Genomic DNA, 15635 nt, shown 5'->3' on the forward strand with positions numbered 1-15635 from the left:
CCCTCGCCCCGCTCTTGCGGGGAGAGGGTTGGGGTGAGGGGCTTCTCTCCACGCATGAGAATGCTGATGGACCTGTACCCCCTCACCCGCCACGCGCGAGACGATGCTTCGCATCGCTCGGGGCGTGTCGACCTCTCCCTGCAAGCGGGGAGAGGTAAGAGGCTCACTTGTCGAGCCATGCGTCCTTGAAGCCGTCATTGACCCCGATCCCCGTGGTAATCAGGTTCTTGACCTTACAGCGCATGATGGTCGGGAATTGCAGCTCGAGCATCCAGGCCACCGGCACGTCCTCGACCAGGATCTTCTGCGCCTTCTCGTAGATCTCCTTGCGCTTGGAATCCGGCGTCGCGACGGCGCCGTCGGCGAACAGCTTGTCGATCTCCGGATTGGTATAGCCCTCGACGTTGTTGAACATCTGGCCCTTGGCGATGTTGGTGGAGATGTAGTTGCGGCCAACCCCGAGCGCGGGATCGCCGTACTGGTAGAGATAGGTGAAGGCGATGTCGTAGTCCCAGTCGGCGATCTTCTGGTTGCCGCCGGCAACGTCGGTGGCGATCGTCTCGATGGTCATGCCGACGTCCTGGAGGTTCTGCTTCACCGCTTCACCCCAGCGCTGCCAGGTCTCGCCATAGGCGAGCGGCAGCAGGCGGATCTTCTCGCCCTTGTAGCCCGCTTCCTTCAGCAGCGCCTTGGCCTTGGCCGGATCGTACGGATATTTCTTCACGTCGTCGGTGTAGTACTTGATGGTCGAGGCGGACGGGCCGGTCGCGACCTTGCCGAGCCCGTTCCAGATCACGTCCTTGGCGAAGTCGCGGTCGATCGCATACATGATCGCCTGCCGCACCCGCTTGTCCGCGAGCGGCCCCTGGCGGTTGTTCAGCCACAGCCAGGCCAGCGGCGAGAAGAACTCCCAGCCGGCGCCGGTGACGCAGGTGTCCTTCAGCTTGGACAGCCGCGGCACGTCGAAATTCTCGACCGAGCCGCCGGGCAGCACGTCGACCTTGCCGGTCTCGAACGCCACCGAACGCGCGGCGGCATCGGGGATGATCTGCCAGTAGATCTCGTCGATATAGGGCTTGCCCTTCTCGTAATAGTTCGGGTTCTTGACCAGCCGGATGAAGGACCCCTTCTGCCATTCCTTGAACATGAACGGACCGGTGCCGACCGGTGCGTTGTTGTAGGGATTGGTCTTCCAGTCGGTGCCTTCATAGAGATGCTTGGGCACCATCGGCATCGAGCCGACCTCGAAGATGCCGAGGAACGGGCCGAACGGCTGCTTCAGCTTGAAGACCACCGTATGGTCGTCCGGCGCCTCGATCTTCTCGACCTGCGCGAGGTTGGTGCGGGCGCGCGCGTGTGTCTGCTTCAGCATCTCGATCGAGAACAGCACGTCGGCCGAGGTGAAGGGCTTGCCGTCATGCCAAGTGACGCCCTTCCGGAGCTTGAAGGTGTAGGTCTTGGCGTCCTCGCTCACCGTCCAGCTCTCGGCGAGCTCCGGCTGCGGCTCGAGCTTGGGGCTGTAGCGCAGCAGGCCCTCAAAGATGTTGCCCGAGACCATCTGGGTCGGGCCGTTCTGGATCTGCGCAAGCATCAGGCCGGGTGGCTCGGGCTGGATCACGGCATTGATCGTGCCCCCCGTTTTCGGCTCTTGCGCCAGCGCCGGGGCCGTGAGGCCGCAAGCCAGGAGAAGACCAAGCAACACTCGTTTTGACATGTCGAATCTTTCTCAAGCGAGGCCAGCCGTGAACGCTTCGCAACGTCCTGGCGCGCAAAGCGACGGTCGGCCCATCCCAGTCCCCATCCGATATCGAGGCTCACACAGTCTCGTTCGGCGCCGCAAGATGAAAGTCTCGACAGTGTCCGCACAAAAAATGTACAGCGCGTCCTGTTTCTGCCGCGGGTCCTTCTGCGACGTCAGGCTGGCTCGCGCCGGGCGACTAGGGGGCTCGCGGCAATGCCGGTCGTGATTGCACAAGCCTGCGCCTGCGACCAAAAGCATCAGGCCGTCATTTTACATCGAGCGCCCGCTGCAGCGCCGGCAAGCACCTCTGCCAGTTTGTCCGCAGTACGAAATATCGTCCTCGGAAAGGGCCGCGACGCCGCTGGTGAGTTCATGACCGCCCCCGCGATCGGTCAGTGGCGGATCCGCTGCGAATTTGATCCGGATCAAAGCCGAGCCACCGCTTTTGCGATCGAATGGCAACTGGCGGGACGCGGCACTGCGCGTCCCGTTTCCTTGAGCTGTGAGACGATCCATGGACATTCAGGCCACGACGATCCCAGGGGATGACGATAGCGGGCCTGACGTCGCCGGCGTCGATCCCTCGTCGGAGGCGGGCGTGCGGCACTGCCTGCAATTGCTGAACAATGCCGGCCTGCGTCCGACGCGCCAGCGCCTGGCGCTCGGCCAGTTGCTGTTCCTGGGCGGCCATCGTCACGTCACGGCGGAGAGCCTCTACGAAGAGGCGATGGCGACGAACGCGTATCTATCGCTCGCGACCGTCTACAACACGCTGAACCAGTTCACCGAAGCCGGCCTGCTGCGCCGGATCGCGGCCGACGGCATCAAGTCGTTCTTCGACACCGACACGTCCGTGCATCCGCACTTCTATCTCGAAGGCGAGGATATGCTGGTCGACGTTACCGACGGCCTGGCCTTCACAAAAGTGCCCGAGGCGCTTCCCGGCCACGAGATCGCGCGGCTCGACGTCATCGTCCACCTGCGCCGGAGGAGAACGTAGCGCCGCGTTTTAGCGCAAGCCTGCCCGCCGAAATCCCTCCAGATAGTGCTCGCGATCCCCGTCATTGGCCCACGGCAGTTGCGTCGCGATCCAGTGCAGCGAGATGTTCGGTTGGGTGCGACGGAGCTCGCCGAGCGCCGTCTCCGCAAGCACCCCGTCGCCCGTCATGCCGGCGGAGACCGCGAGCACCCGGTAGGCGCCGGTGAGGTCGCCGCGGTGGCGGATCGCCTCGCGCGCCAGCGCGATGGCCTCGTCATAATGCCGCTCGGTGAAGCGGGCATAGGCGGCGATTCCGTGATAGATCGCCAGTGACGGATCGCGCGGTGACAGCCGGATCGCCCTTTGCGCGGCCTCGAACGAATCCCGAGAACGTCCGGCATAGGACAGCGCCAGCGCGTAATAGCCCTGCGCCAGCGAGAAGTTCGGATTGAGCGCGAGCGCCTGCTCGAACTCGGACAGCGCGTCCGCAAGCCTGCGTGTCGAGAAGCAGACGCTGCCGAGCGCGGCATGCGCCCAGGCGTCCTCATGGTCGCAGCGCACCGCGGCGAGCGCGGCGGTTTCCGCGGCAGGGGCAACCGCCGCCAGCTCGGCCCAGCCGAGATGCACGCCGAACATGTCGTTCACGGCCAGCACCGACAGCGCTTGGCCGTAGTTCGGATCGATGGCAATTGCGCGCTCGAGCAGTCCCCGGGCGGCGTCGTGATCCTGCCGGGTCACGCGCCAATAATGCGACAGCGCACGCATCAGCAGGTCCCAGGCGTCCAGGCTCGCGGGCGGCTTGCGATGGGCGCGAAAATTCTCGGCCGCGTGGATCTGCGGCTCGATCGCCGCGGCGATCGCGTTGGTGATTTCGTCCTGCACGGCGAAGACGTCGACGAGCTCGCGGTCATAACGCTCGGCCCAGAGATGATTTCCCGACACAGCGTCGTTGAGCTGCGCGGTGATGCGCACCCTTTTGTCCGCCTTGCGCACGCTGCCTTCGACGACGTAGCGGACGCCGAGCTCCTCGGCGATCTGCCTGATGTGGACCGCGCGCCCCTTGTAGGTGAAGGACGAGTTGCGGGCGATCACCATGAACCAGCGCTGCTTCGACAGTGTGGTGAGGATGTCTTCGCTGATCCCGTCGCCGAAATAGTCCTGCGCGGGATCGCCGCTCATGTTCTCGAAGGCGAGCACCGCGATTCCAGGGCGGTCCGTCACGCGCGGGGGGGCCGGCTTTCCTTCCGTCCGGGCGGGCGAGGCAGCCGCTTCTTCCCGGACCTCGCCGACGAAACGAAAGCCCTTGCGCGGAATGGTCTTGATCAGCCGCTGGGCCGCGCCGTCGTCGCCAATCGCCTTGCGCACGGCGTTGATCCGGCTGTTCAGGGCGGAATCCGAGACGATGCGGTCGCCCCAGATCTGGCTGATCAGGTCACCCTTGCTGACCACACGCGCGCGTTGCGTGACCAGATAAAGCAAGAGATCGAACACTTGCGGCTGCAATGGAACGGCTGCTCCGGCGCAGGTCAATTCGCGCAGATCGCCGTCCAGCACGTTGTTTTCAAAGAAAAATCGCACGTTTCCGTCGTCTCAAGCAAAAATCAAAGTCGTCTCAGGCGAAAATCAACCCTCCGCGAAAGTTCCGGGACGACCGATCCGGCATGGTGCGACGACCAAACTGTGTCGATGTCTCGGCACAACGGAGCATTTCATGACCCAACTTGATCAACAGGTTCATTCTATCGGCCCGGAGGTGACGGGCTCTCGCATTTTCAAGTTCATCGCCTTTCTGTACGGAATTGCGGCATACCTCGTGTTTTTCGTCACCATTCTCTACGCCATCGGCTTCGTCATGGGGGTGATGGTGCCCAAGACCATCGACACCGGAAGCGACTCGTCGACGGTCGAGGCCCTCATCGTCAACCTCCTCCTGATGTCGCTGTTCGCCCTTCAGCACAGCGTGATGGCACGCAAACAGTTCAAGGCCTGGTGGACGCAATTCGTGCCCAAGCCGGTTGAGCGCTCGACCTATGTACTGTTCGCGAGCCTGTCATTGCTGCTCCTGTTCTGGCAATGGCGCCCGCTGCCGTCGGTCATATGGAGCGTCGAGAATCCGGATCTCGCCGTGACACTGGTCACGCTGTCCTTCGCCGGCTGGGTGCTGGTCTTCACCTCGACCTTCATGATCAACCATTTCGAGCTGTTCGGACTGCATCAGGTGACCGACCATCTCGCCGGCAAGGAGGCGGCGCCGCCGCGCTTCAAGACGCCGCTGCTCTACAAGTTCGTCCGCCATCCGATCTATCTCGGCTTCATCATCGCGTTCTGGGCGGCGCCGACCATGACCGCTGGCCACCTGCTGTTCGCGGCCGTGACCACGCTCTACATCTTCGTCGGCATCGCGCTGGAGGAGAACGATCTCGTCGATCTCTTCGGCGAGGAGTATCGGCAGTACAGGCAACGCGTCTCCATGCTTATCCCCTGGCGCCGGTCGGTATAGTCTCGGCCTCGCCCCGCGCGTCCACCGAAAGGAGAACGCGCGGGGCGCCGACGCGCAATGATGATCCCAAAAAAAGAACGGAGACGCCCAAATGAAACATGTCGGAAACTGCTTCTGTGGCGCGGTCACGGTCGAGGTCACGGGTGCACCGGAGGCGATGGGCTATTGCCATTGCCGCTCCTGCCGCTCCTGGTCGGGCGGTCCGGTCAACGCCTTCAGCCTGTGGAAGCCCGAGGCGGTGCGCATCACCGAAGGCGCTCAGAATGTCGAGACCTTCGTCAAGACGCCGCTCAGCCAGCGCAAATATTGCAGGAAGTGCGGTGGCCATCTCATGACCAACCATCCGCCGCTCGGTCTGGTCGACGTCTTCGCCGCCACCATCCCGACGCTCGCGTTCACGCCCGGCGTCCACGTCAACTACGCTGAGACCGTGCTGCCGATGCGCGACGGCCTGCCCAAGCTGAAGGATTTTCCGGCCGAGTTCGGCGGCAGCGGAGAGATGATGCAGGAGTAGCGGCGCCTTCAGTTGAAGGCTCCTCCCTGCGGCCATCCTTCGAGACGCCCGCTTCAGGCGGGCTCCTCAGGATGAGGACGGAGTGTGCGGCAGCAGCTTCAACGGGCGCCCGCGCCGATGAGCCTCATCCTGAGGAGGCGCGTAAGCGCCGTCTCGAAGGACGAGGCGTGCGTTGAGGCCTCTCCCAATGCCGAAGCTCTCTCTCCAGAGGGCGGCAGAGCGCCGCCCTCGCTGCCTTCTCCAATGGGGAGAGGGACGAAAGACTAGCCTCCGCGCGATTCAACGACCTTGCGGCAAGAGTCCGAGAGCTTCGACTTGTTCTCGCGCAGGCAGGCGTTCATCTGCGGCGGCTTGCCGACATGTTCGGCGCAGAATTTGCTGGCGTCGCCGCGGCAGGCCATTTGCTCCTGGATCGATGGGCCGGACTGTGCAGCAGCCGGCAGGGCGGCAGCAGTGAGCAGCAGCGCGGCAAGAACCGAAATTTTCATAAGGCACCTTTCTGGAATCGTGGTTGGTCCCGACCGGGATCACGCGGGCCGGACCATCTCGCGAAGCCCAGGCGTGGGTCCATGCCATGTTCATGGCACCGGCTAATCCTCCCGTCCGGGCAGGGCTATCGCATTTGCACCTTCACCAGAGGTCGTCATGCTCGGGCTTGTCCCGGGCATCCACGTTCTTGTGCTGCGTGGCAAGGCGTGGATGGCCGGGACAAGCCCGGCCATGACGATGTGGAGACTATCGTGCCCAAAAGTGTGCTGCTCATATGCGATAGCCCCGCCCGACCGCGGTACCCCCATCTTCATGGCATGTATCCCAGCGCCGACTTTTGCCATTCAGGCTGCACCTCGGCTGCGAAAACCGGTGACTGCATCGGGACGCCGAACGAGAAGCAGGAGAACAAGATGTCGAAGAGAGCTGGAGCGCTGAGCGCCGGGCTGACGATCGTGGCCCTGGCGGGCGCGGCGATGGTATCGCTGGGCACGAGCCCGGCGCAGGCGGTGGTCTATTGCAAGACCGTCGGGGTGCCCAAGGGCTGCGTGGTGCGGCCGACCACGGCGGTGGTGGTCGCGCCGGGAGCTCCGGTTGCGCGGGCTGCGGTGGCGACCCCCGGTGTCGGCGCGCCCGGCGTCGGCGTGCGCGCAGGTACGCCGATGAATCGCGGCGGTCCGGTCAATCGCGTCGGCGTGCGCTGACTGCTTCTCACCTCGCCCCGCTTGCGGGGAGAGGTCGAATTCGAGCGTAGCTCGAATTCGGGTGAGGGGGACTCTCCACGAATCCCAACTGCCTCCGTCCCCGTGGAGACTCCCCCTCACCCCGACTCTCCCAGCGCGAGCGAAGCTCGTCGCGGCCCCGCAAGCGGGGCGAGGGAGAAAAGTTCGGGCCAGCGGAGCCTGCGGAAGAACCCCCCGTCCTCCGCAGGCAATCACCCGGCCCGTCCCCTCTCTCCGTGCGCCCCACACGTCCGGAGAGGGGGCTTTTCAACCCGCAGCAATGTCGCTATCGGGAAAACGCTGCGGCAATTGCAGCCGCACGCGCGTGCCGGAGGCATCCGAGCTCAGGTCGAGCACCGCGCCGCAGCGCGCGGCACGGCTTCTCATGTTGCGCAGGCCGCGCGCGGTCTGGCCCGCGCCCGCGGCCTCGCAATCGCCGGCCAGCGCAAAGCCCCGGCCGTCATCCGTGACGCTGATCACGCCGTAAGGCCCCTGGCTCCCGTCATGCGTCTCGATGGTGACTGCGACGTGGCGGGCCTGTGCGTGCTTGACCGCGTTGGTCACGGCCTCGTCGAGGATGCGCACGATCTGGATGACGTGCCATGGCCTCAGCTCGGGATGCAGCGGCAGGCCCTGCGGCGTCGCCACGCGCCAGTCGAGCGCGATGTCGTGCGGCCGCAATTGCGCGGTCGCGCGCTCGCGCCAGGAGCCGAGCGCGAGCATCAGGTCCCCGCCGATGTCGTCCATGGAGTCGATGACGAGGCGCAGGTCCTTCAGCGCCGCGCGGGCCGCGTCCGTGATGGTCGCGCCCTCACTGCCGCGCTCGGACAACGCGACGATACTCACGAGTTGCCCGCCGAGGCCGTCATGCAGGTCCCGCATCAGGCGCGTGCGCTCGTTGGCGAGCGCGGCGGCGCGGGCACGCTCCTCCTCGCGGGCGAAGCTCGCCTTCAGCCGTTCCTCGGCTTCGCGCACCCGCGTGACGAGCTGGCCGGCAAAGCTGTCGACCTGGTTCAGCGCGCGGGCAAACCGCCAGGTCAGGCCGGCGCCGATCGCGACCAGCATCGCCGAATAGGACAGGCGCGAGACGAAGATGCGGTCGTTGGTCTCGATCTCGAGCACCGTAAGCATGTCCTGGATCCAGCAGACCAGCACGATGGTCACCGCGCAGCCGATCATGAAGCTCGCCGCGTCCTGCCGCCGTACCACCGCGGCAGCCGTGACGCAGGCCATCAGGAACAGGCAGAGCCCGACGGTGGGAATGCCGAGCACCAGGAAGAGGATCCGCGGCAGCGGCGGGCCCCCGATCAGCCCGACCACGAACACGAGGATGCCGGGCACGAACAGCAGTGTGCCGTAGCGCGGCCAGCGCCAGCCGAAGAACAGCACGCCGAACACGACGACCAGCGCGCTCTCGATCGGCGCGGACGCCAGCAGCACCGCGGCGAGCCGGGATGCGGTGGCCGGCGGCACCGGCGCCTGCGCGAACGCCTGCACCACGCCGAGCACCATTGCCACCGCCAGCACGCCATAGACCGGCTCGCGGCGCCGCATCAGCCACATGATCGCGAGGATGACGGCCAGGATCGCCTGCCAGGCGGAGAACACCACCGGCAGCGTGACGAACAGCAGCGTGCGTGTCTCGTAGGCCGGGCGCAAGGCGGCATCCGGCCCGACATAGACGGTGTCGAGGAAGCCCTTGAGCGGTCCCCACACGAACAGCCGCACCGTGATCTCGTTTCCGCCCTCGCGCAGCAGCGAAGCGGGGATGAGTGCGATCTGCGGCGTGTTGCGGTCGGGCCGGTTGGCATTGGCGTCGCGCCGGGAGTCGAGCACGACGACGCCGTTGACGGCGACCTCGACCGCGTTGCTGAAGCGCGGCAGGAACACCGACCAGCCCGAAGCTGCATCGCTGCTCTGGAAGGTGAAGGCGCCGGTGTAGAACGGCGGGTCTGCCAGGGCGTAGCGCGACGAGGTGAAATGCGGCAGCGTCACGGGGCGCGTGACGCCGTCCTCCCGCAGCGCGAATCCGCCGAGCGCAAAATCCTCGGGGTCGCTCGGCTGGAGCAGCCGCAAGCCGAGAATGGTGGCGATCACGATCAGCGCCTGGAACAGCAGATAGGGCACGAGGCGCGAGGCCAGCAGCCGGCGCCGCACGGGTTTGGCTGGTGCCTCCGTCGGTGCTTTGGCCGCGATCTCGCTCACAGCTTGATCAGGCCCTGCTGCACGGCCTCGAACACCGCTTCGCTCCGTGTGTGCACTTCGAGCTTGCGGTAGATGTTCTTGATGTGGCCCGGCACGGTCTGCCTGGACAGGCCGAGATGGCTCGCGATCTCGGCATAGCTGAAGCCCTTCGCGATGCCCCAGAGGATATCGATCTCGCGCGGGGTCAGCTTCGCCGTGTTGAGCGCTGGCCCCCGCGGCGGCTCCGCCGAGTTCTGCGCGACGCCTTGCGTTCTGCGCACGATGAAACGGGCGATCGAGGCCGAGATCGGCGAATGCCCCGCGACGAGTTCGCGAACGGTCGTGGCGATGTCGGTGGGAAAGGCGTCCTTGAGCAGATAGCCGGTGGCGCCGACCGTGATCGCGGAAATCACGCTCTCCTCGTCGCCGAGTGCGGAGATCACCATGATCTCGGTGTCCGGAAAGCGCTGCCTCATCTCGCGGATCAGCTCGACGCCGTGGCCGTCGGGCAGCCGCAGATCGGTCAGCAGCACGCGCGGCGCGGCGACGCCGAGGGCCTGCCGCGCCTCCGCGAGCGTGCCGGCGCTACGCACCTCGTAACCAGCCTTGACCAGCGCATCCTGAAGCCGCCAGCAGGTCGGCGCGTCGTCCTCGACGAGGAGGATGGTGATGGCTTCACCCGTCTCGCCCTGTTCGGTCATGATCATCGTCCCGCGACCCGCGTGTCCCCCGCGGCGCGAGGCAAGTTTAACCGCAGCGCGGATGCCGCGACACCCATAATCATGGGGGCGGCAAGTCTTGCGGAGTGCGGCGGATCACGCCGGTCATGGCTCTATTTGTTCGCGGGCGAGGACGCCGGCTTGTCGGGGACCGGTAGCCGCTGCACCGTCATCCGCGCCGTGCCACTGTTGTTCCTGTAGTACTGGTCGTCCGGTCCGAAATAGGCGGCGTATCTTGTCGGGAACATCCATCGCAGGAAGCCCGGAAAGATCTGCACGGCGTCGTTGACGTGGAAGAACAGCTCACCGGAGTCCGGTGCCACGAATTCGGCAACCATCCGGTCTGCCAGCTTCTGTGCGTCCCAGACCTTGCGGGCCGTATCGCTCTTCGGAAGCGCATCGAATGTGCTCATCCCGACCACGTCGCTCTTCAGTTTCTTCAGCTTCTCCGTGTCGGCGGGATCTGGCAGCTCCGTCGCATCTTCGAGATGGACGGGATATCTGTTCTTCGACTTGTCGTTGTCCTTTTCCGCGGGAAGGGTCGGATTCATCCGGCGGGGCAGCTCGTCGGAGGACATCGCATTCACGGCTTGCAGCGGTTGGTCGTTCAAGCCCTTCTCGCCGACGCGCACCAGCGGCTGAAACCAGTTCGCGCCGAACAGCCGCCGGAGCGGCAAGGCGAAGTAGTGATGGATTTCGTAGGTCTGGAATCCGTTGACGCCGGTCATGATCGTGCGGTCGAACCATGGGTCTTCCATATCGATCCAGACGCGGTACTTGCGGCCCTTTTCGACCGCGAGCCTGCTCGCCCAGCAGAACTGGTCGACCTTGAATGGCTCGGCCGCCTGCACGGCGTCGTCGCCTACTGGCTTGGCCGGCGCGATATTCGCCGGCACCTTTGCCCCCGTTCTCGTTTCCCTTTCCGCTTTTGTTTCCGGGCTCTCGCAAACCTGTCCCGTCGCGACGCGCCAGGTGAAGAAGCTGCTCGAGCCGATCAGAAGACCCAAGCCATAGATCGCGATGATGGAGACGACCGGAATCACGAACTTGGCGAACGGGAAACGTATCCAGCCGGCATTTCTCTGCATGAAGCCGCCGAATTTGAACAAGAAGTTCAGTCTGCTGAGGTTCTTCACGCTTGCCTTGCGGTCCGGCCGGTACCATGCGAGCCGCGCGCGCTCCTGGATGCCATCGCGCAGCCGGGAGTTCACATGCCAGACGCCCCACGCAAGCAGCACGAGGAGCGAGGTCAGGAAGGGATAGTAAAGCGCGATGTCGAGCCATGGTCCGGCATAGGACGGCAATACGTTCCTGAGCGTGTTGGCGATGGACCCGACCAAGGCGCCGAGACCCCAGTCGATGTCGGTGATGATCCGCAGCACGAGTGTATCGCGCAGGCCGTTATCCACCGACAGTTCGACGATCTTGCGCGCGATCCACGGCCAGGCGACGATCACGCCCGCCATGGCGAGGAGCGAGAAATAGGCGATGCGTCGCCACCACACCGCGCCGTGCGCGAGATTGACCATCTCGGCGTCGGGCGCTGCCATGGCGGTGAAGGCGCCGGCCCCCTCCTTGCTCGCCAGGCTCTTCGCCTTCTTGAGATAAGCCTCCTGCATCGCCTCGTGCGTGCCGCCGTCGGTGAGCTCCTGGATGCTTCCGTCCGGCATCAGCACGCGTGCATTCGCAGGAAGCATGATCGGCGCGTAGTCGTCGCAGCCGAACAACATCCGTTCGACCACCGCGAAGTGCACCACAGGCGGGCCGCCATTCTCCCGGCCACCGATGATCGGACGAGGATCGTATCGGTACAGCACCGCCGCGCCGCTGCGTGAATCATGGCGAGGTCCGATCGCCGACTGATAGGCCTGGAAATGCTCGATGGATCCATTCTGGAAACGAAGCTGCCCACCGAGCTGCTCGATCATCCAGACCAGCGGGACGAAGGACAGGGTGGCTTCCGGATAACCGCCGCCGATATCGGAATGCACGCCGGCGAACCACACCTCGTCCACGATCTGGTGCGTCTCTTTCAGTCTTCTCTGGTCGATGCGCAAGGGGTGGAAGCTGGTGCGCTCGTCATCCAAAGCGAGCGCGTGACAGGCACGTTTCACCGCGCGCGAGAGTTCGTGGTTGCGGAATGAAATCGGCCAGATCGACCAGTCGATCGCCGTGCGCAGTTCCTCGATCGGTACGCCGAACGCCTCGACTGTGTCGAACAGCCCGAGAAATTCGATTTTGACGTTCCTGCGGCCGGCCATCGCCTTGCGGACCGAGCCATAGGAGCGGTGCCTGCAGACGAAATGATAGATGAGGAGAAGCAGGTCGCGAATCCAGCGTGCAATCCAGATCGTTGGAAGGCTGCGATAGCCGACCGACTTCTTGCGGTAGGCCCGCCACGCGGCCATGGCGTTGCGTCCCATCTCGGCATGCGAGAGCGGCTCGCCCTTGATCTCCGCCGGCACCAGCCCCTGGCTTGCGATCAGCGCCGCCAGCGTGCGCGCGGTGAAGGCGCCGCGGCTGAAGCCGAAGATGTAGATCTCGTCGCCCTCCCGCCAATTCCAGCACAGGAAGCGATAGAGTTTTCGGACGTTGGATGGCACGCCGATGCCGGTGGCGCCGTCGAGCGCAGCAAGCGGGGCCCATCCGGCGGTCCCGACGCCCTTGATATAGTAGGCGATCTGGTCCGGCTCGGTGTGGTCGAGCGCCTCATAGAGTCGCCAGACGCTGGATTCCTGCGCGGTGAAGGCGTTGCCCGTCCCGTCGGCAAACAGCACCAACTTGCGCCGCGATGGGGCTGTGGCCGCGCCCGCATTCGAGCCGTCGGGTGCCTCGTGATGTCCAATGGGATCGCCGTTCGGCGCGCCGTCATTGTGCGTCATGGGCTCCTCCGACAATGCGACCGGAGAAGATTCAGGCCCGTTTCAGGCCGCATGCTCCGGTTTCAATCAATGCTTGCGTCACGGAAATAAAGGTGCATCCTGGATCAGGACGCCCTTAGGTAGCAAGCACGATCATGTAACCCTGGCGCTGCCCCGGCCTACGACAGGTCGACCCGTGGCGGCGGATAGCGACGCGCCAGCATGGCAAGCGACAGGTGTCGCTCGTCCTCCGGCAGTTCCAGATAGGCCAGCACGAGCGGCCGCTTCCAGTCACCGACACCGAAATCCATCGCCATCCATTTCTGCGGCTCGGGCCCTTCGAGCCCGCGGACCCAGACGAAATAGCGGGGCAGGTCGTCGGCGTCCGTATCCGTCGTGCGTCTCCTGGCCATCGAAGCTGTCCCGCTGCATCAACATCACTGCCAGAGGATATAGGTCTTAGCCCAGCGAAGTCGAACGCTTGGCGGCGTTCCGCGCAACGTCAATCGGTTGCGCGACGGTCGATCAGGCGCCGCCTTCCCGTGCTCGGGCAGAGTCAAGGGTATGGCAGAAAAGTTCCGATTGACCGAAATTCGGAAATATCGTATGTGTCGCTCACCCCGGCCCAAGGATAGGGGCGTTTCGCGATCGTCACGATACGTGGGCCGGGTGGCGGTGGGTGTGGAGCGCATCGGCGCGCCTGCGATCGCAGGGCGGGTTTGGCCCGTGAGCGGTTGAGCGGCGCGCACACGACCGGTGCGATTCGCGTACGGCAAAAGCGTGTGGTCCTGACGCCCGGGGGCTGTGCGTCAAGGCTTGCGGTGATGTGGCGGCCCGACCGGGTCCGCGCATCGGTCATCCGCAAGGCGACGGGGGCAATAGTGCATCGCTCCCCGGGGAGAGCGCGCCATAAGCCGTCAAACCACTGCGCAGGGAAAGGCCGGGATGTCCAGGCTGCCCTGTATGCCGCTGTGCATCTGTCTTCGCGCAATTTGCGCACAGCGGACCGCGGGTGCCAGCCGGCGCCCGGCCTTCCCTGCGCCCTTTCGAACGAGGGGGCGTCGAGAGAAGCAAGGCTCGGGCGCCATGCGTCGCGAGGCTGTACTGGCGTGTCCCGTTGTTTGAAAGTTGATCTGTGCCAGCTCGTCCTGCCAGTCACCGCCACAAGTCGCAGGTCGCCACGCGATTGATGTCGGCGAGGCGGCGGTCGGCGTTTCCGTGCGGATCGAGGCTGCCGATCAGCGCCAGCAGGCGTCGGTAAGCGCGATCGGCGACGTCGACCGGCAGCGGGGCCTCGTCGAAGGCCTCGACATAGCTGCCGACGAGGCCGCTCAACAGGCAGCATAGTCCGCGCTGGGCGGGATCGTCCCGGCCGAGCGTCTCGAGCTTTTGCTGAAAGGTCTGGAAGGTCCGCAAGCCGTGGTGTTGCTGCGAAAGCCACGCGTGCAGGTCGTTCATGTGAGCTCCTTCGAGTGACGGAAGAAGCTGCCGGTTTATACAGGGGGCATGGGAAGATGGCTAGGGTGGGGGAGATTGAGTGTGTTGAGCCAGTCCGTCTTCGCCAAGAGGCTTCGCCGGACACGCTTCGCCCTTCTTCGGGCTTCGCATGGCCGCGCCACGCGTAGCCCGAAGGGCGAAGCGTGGTGCCCCTGGCCGATAATTGCCTAGAGCCATAACCATTTGAATTTGAAGCCACTTTTATCGTCGATTGCTGCCGATACCAGCACAAATACCAGCAAGTGGCCGTGCTATTAACAGCTAAAAAATTTTTCAGCAGGCTGCCCGGTAGCGGCCATGCCCCATGCCGTTCCGTCGCGACAGTTGTTCCGACTGGAATCGAACCCGGCTCTGACCCGAAATCTCGGAGAGATCTACCGCGAGGTTAAGGGTAGGCTCGCGTCATGCGTGCCCCATCCATTGTCCTTCACGATGCCGAGGGAGAGACCTAATTCGTACTGGACGACCTGGGGGCGACTCGATTGCCGCTCGGAGCGGGACCGACGCCGAGAGCGCTGATCGCGCGACGCAGATTTTCGTACCGCGGTTAGCAACGTGCCGTAGTCGGCGTTCTCGCCAGTGCTGTATGTTTCGAACCGGGGAAGAAGAAAGTCGGTCGGCGGGGCCATGAACGAAAGAATGGGGAAAAGGAAACGCAGGCGTCTCGCCGCCAAGGGATTGCTTCCTTGTAAGAAGCCACCACGCTACTTCCATGGCGGCAACTTCGGCCTACAGATAGGCGAGTATATTTTGCCGCCGTCGGTGACCGACGTACCGCAAAATGGCGATGTTTCGCCAGATATCCGTCGGAACGATCGCATCTACATGGTGAAGCTATTTGACCAAGCTGCAATTTGGGCAGCTCACCACGAATATCCGCGCATTTATGAAGTTGAAGTCGAGTGCGTGGTCGAAGATGATCCTGACGCGCCAGGGACAGCTTTCCAGTGTGAGAAAGCACGCATCGTCAACGTCCACAAGATTCCGCCGGAAATGCTTTTGGCCGCGAGGAAAAGGCTGCTTCTGTGATCGGACAGCTTGCTACGATCCTTACGAGAAATCCGCTCGGGTGACCGCCGATTGGTAGTTCGACTGCGCAAATGCCTCTTCGAAGGGACCATCGAGAGCAAGGCGCATTGAGGAAATCATAGCTCTCGGTCCGTGACGAGCCTAACGGAGACGCGCGCTTGTGGCCCCAGCCGTCAACTATTCGAAGAACTTCGTCTCGAGCTCTTTGATGCTAAGCCACCCACGCCAGTCGTCGGCCGGGCGCCCGTTCGCAGCGTGAATCCAGCCGACAGCGTTTTGACCGTTCGTGAGCAAGCGACTTGCTCCTCCAACGAGGGCGGCGGTATATAGGTAGGGAATTCGCAAGACTGTTTACCGCTAGTTGTGCGGCATGCGAAGGTCAGTCAGGGAGCTGAACGAG

At 64.2% G+C, this 15635-nt stretch carries 14 protein-coding genes; 6 read left to right on the plus strand and 8 right to left on the minus strand.

The features are described from left to right. Nucleotides 1-163 precede the first annotated feature (163 nt). The gene (locus EDE08_RS29195; RefSeq protein ID WP_131872189.1) at nucleotides 164-1714 is read right to left on the minus strand and encodes an ABC transporter substrate-binding protein; all 1551 of its coding nucleotides are present in this window, start codon (nucleotides 1712-1714) and stop codon (nucleotides 164-166) included. 240 nt (nucleotides 1715-1954) lie between these two features. Here EDE08_RS29195 and EDE08_RS29200 point away from each other — a divergent pair, with 240 nt between their 5' ends. Both EDE08_RS29200 and irr read left to right on the plus strand, forming a co-directional pair. After that, on the plus strand, nucleotides 1955-2290 hold the full coding sequence (locus EDE08_RS29200; RefSeq protein WP_131872191.1) for a hypothetical protein: 336 nt from the start codon (nucleotides 1955-1957) through the stop codon (nucleotides 2288-2290). Continuing rightward, nucleotides 2256-2741: a Fur family transcriptional regulator Irr gene (gene irr / locus EDE08_RS29205; RefSeq protein WP_131872193.1), complete on the plus strand. Its 486-nt coding sequence runs from the start codon at nucleotides 2256-2258 to the stop codon at nucleotides 2739-2741. Before EDE08_RS29200 ends, irr begins: the two co-directional genes overlap by 35 nt. Before the next feature lie 9 nt (nucleotides 2742-2750). Here irr and EDE08_RS29210 read toward each other — a convergent pair whose 3' ends face one another. After that, the gene (locus tag EDE08_RS29210; protein WP_131872195.1) at nucleotides 2751-4298 is read right to left on the minus strand and encodes a winged helix-turn-helix domain-containing tetratricopeptide repeat protein; all 1548 of its coding nucleotides are present in this window, start codon (nucleotides 4296-4298) and stop codon (nucleotides 2751-2753) included. Nucleotides 4299-4431: 133 nt separating this feature from the next. On the opposite strand from EDE08_RS29210, the gene mddA reads away from it, so the two are divergent. Next, nucleotides 4432-5220, plus strand: a complete 789-nt coding sequence (mddA, locus tag EDE08_RS29215; RefSeq protein ID WP_165936252.1) for a methanethiol S-methyltransferase — start codon at nucleotides 4432-4434, stop codon at nucleotides 5218-5220. A gap of 91 nt (nucleotides 5221-5311) precedes the next feature. Further along, entirely contained in the window at nucleotides 5312-5734 is a 423-nt protein-coding gene (locus tag EDE08_RS29220) for a GFA family protein (protein ID WP_036040263.1), read from the plus strand. Nucleotides 5735-5997: 263 nt separating this feature from the next. Here EDE08_RS29220 and EDE08_RS29225 read toward each other — a convergent pair whose 3' ends face one another. Next, the gene (locus EDE08_RS29225) at nucleotides 5998-6222 is read right to left on the minus strand and encodes a cysteine rich repeat-containing protein (protein ID WP_131872197.1); all 225 of its coding nucleotides are present in this window, start codon (nucleotides 6220-6222) and stop codon (nucleotides 5998-6000) included. 414 nt (nucleotides 6223-6636) lie between these two features. Here EDE08_RS29225 and EDE08_RS29230 point away from each other — a divergent pair, with 414 nt between their 5' ends. Further along, complete coding sequence (locus EDE08_RS29230; RefSeq protein WP_131872199.1) at nucleotides 6637-6927, plus strand: hypothetical protein; 291 nt, start codon at nucleotides 6637-6639, stop codon at nucleotides 6925-6927. A gap of 285 nt (nucleotides 6928-7212) precedes the next feature. On the opposite strand, the gene EDE08_RS29235 is transcribed toward EDE08_RS29230, so the two are convergent. From EDE08_RS29235 to EDE08_RS29260, 5 genes are all read right to left on the minus strand, one after another. After that, a complete protein-coding gene (locus EDE08_RS29235) occupies nucleotides 7213-9150 on the minus strand; it encodes a sensor histidine kinase (protein ID WP_131872201.1) in 1938 nt (645 codons plus the stop codon). Next, the gene (locus EDE08_RS29240) at nucleotides 9147-9830 is read right to left on the minus strand and encodes a response regulator (protein WP_165936253.1); all 684 of its coding nucleotides are present in this window, start codon (nucleotides 9828-9830) and stop codon (nucleotides 9147-9149) included. The genes EDE08_RS29235 and EDE08_RS29240 overlap by 4 nt, the downstream gene beginning before the upstream one ends. 131 nt (nucleotides 9831-9961) lie before the next feature. Continuing rightward, nucleotides 9962-12730 carry a T6SS phospholipase effector Tle1-like catalytic domain-containing protein gene (locus tag EDE08_RS29245; protein WP_131872205.1) on the minus strand — a complete coding sequence of 923 codons (2769 nt, stop codon included), beginning with the start codon at nucleotides 12728-12730 and terminating at the stop codon, nucleotides 9962-9964. A gap of 158 nt (nucleotides 12731-12888) precedes the next feature. Next, entirely contained in the window at nucleotides 12889-13122 is a 234-nt protein-coding gene (locus tag EDE08_RS29250) for a hypothetical protein (protein ID WP_131872206.1), read from the minus strand. A 742-nt stretch (nucleotides 13123-13864) separates the two neighbouring features. Further along, complete coding sequence (locus tag EDE08_RS29260) at nucleotides 13865-14167, minus strand: hypothetical protein (protein WP_131872210.1); 303 nt, start codon at nucleotides 14165-14167, stop codon at nucleotides 13865-13867. A gap of 666 nt (nucleotides 14168-14833) precedes the next feature. Between EDE08_RS29260 and EDE08_RS29265 the strand changes: the two genes are divergently transcribed. Then, the gene (locus tag EDE08_RS29265) at nucleotides 14834-15235 is read left to right on the plus strand and encodes a hypothetical protein (protein ID WP_131872212.1); all 402 of its coding nucleotides are present in this window, start codon (nucleotides 14834-14836) and stop codon (nucleotides 15233-15235) included. Nucleotides 15236-15635 lie beyond the last annotated feature (400 nt).

The sequence above is a fragment of the Bradyrhizobium sp. R2.2-H genome, assembly GCF_004346455.1.
Taxonomy (GTDB): domain Bacteria; phylum Pseudomonadota; class Alphaproteobacteria; order Rhizobiales; family Xanthobacteraceae; genus Bradyrhizobium; species Bradyrhizobium diversitatis.

Coding starts and splice junctions, on each gene's coding strand:
- EDE08_RS29225 (WP_131872197.1), bottom strand. CDS start 6,222: ATGAAAATTTCGGTTCTTGCCGCGCTGCTGCTCACTGCTGCCGCCCTG.
- mddA (WP_165936252.1), top strand. CDS start 4,432: ATGACCCAACTTGATCAACAGGTTCATTCTATCGGCCCGGAGGTGACG.
- EDE08_RS29200 (WP_131872191.1), top strand. CDS start 1,955: ATGCCGGTCGTGATTGCACAAGCCTGCGCCTGCGACCAAAAGCATCAG.
- EDE08_RS29220 (WP_036040263.1), top strand. CDS start 5,312: ATGAAACATGTCGGAAACTGCTTCTGTGGCGCGGTCACGGTCGAGGTC.
- EDE08_RS29245 (WP_131872205.1), bottom strand. CDS start 12,730: ATGACGCACAATGACGGCGCGCCGAACGGCGATCCCATTGGACATCAC.
- EDE08_RS29250 (WP_131872206.1), bottom strand. CDS start 13,122: ATGGCCAGGAGACGCACGACGGATACGGACGCCGACGACCTGCCCCGC.
- irr (WP_131872193.1), top strand. CDS start 2,256: ATGGACATTCAGGCCACGACGATCCCAGGGGATGACGATAGCGGGCCT.
- EDE08_RS29260 (WP_131872210.1), bottom strand. CDS start 14,167: ATGAACGACCTGCACGCGTGGCTTTCGCAGCAACACCACGGCTTGCGG.
- EDE08_RS29230 (WP_131872199.1), top strand. CDS start 6,637: ATGTCGAAGAGAGCTGGAGCGCTGAGCGCCGGGCTGACGATCGTGGCC.
- EDE08_RS29240 (WP_165936253.1), bottom strand. CDS start 9,830: ATGACCGAACAGGGCGAGACGGGTGAAGCCATCACCATCCTCCTCGTC.
- EDE08_RS29265 (WP_131872212.1), top strand. CDS start 14,834: ATGAACGAAAGAATGGGGAAAAGGAAACGCAGGCGTCTCGCCGCCAAG.
- EDE08_RS29195 (WP_131872189.1), bottom strand. CDS start 1,714: ATGTCAAAACGAGTGTTGCTTGGTCTTCTCCTGGCTTGCGGCCTCACG.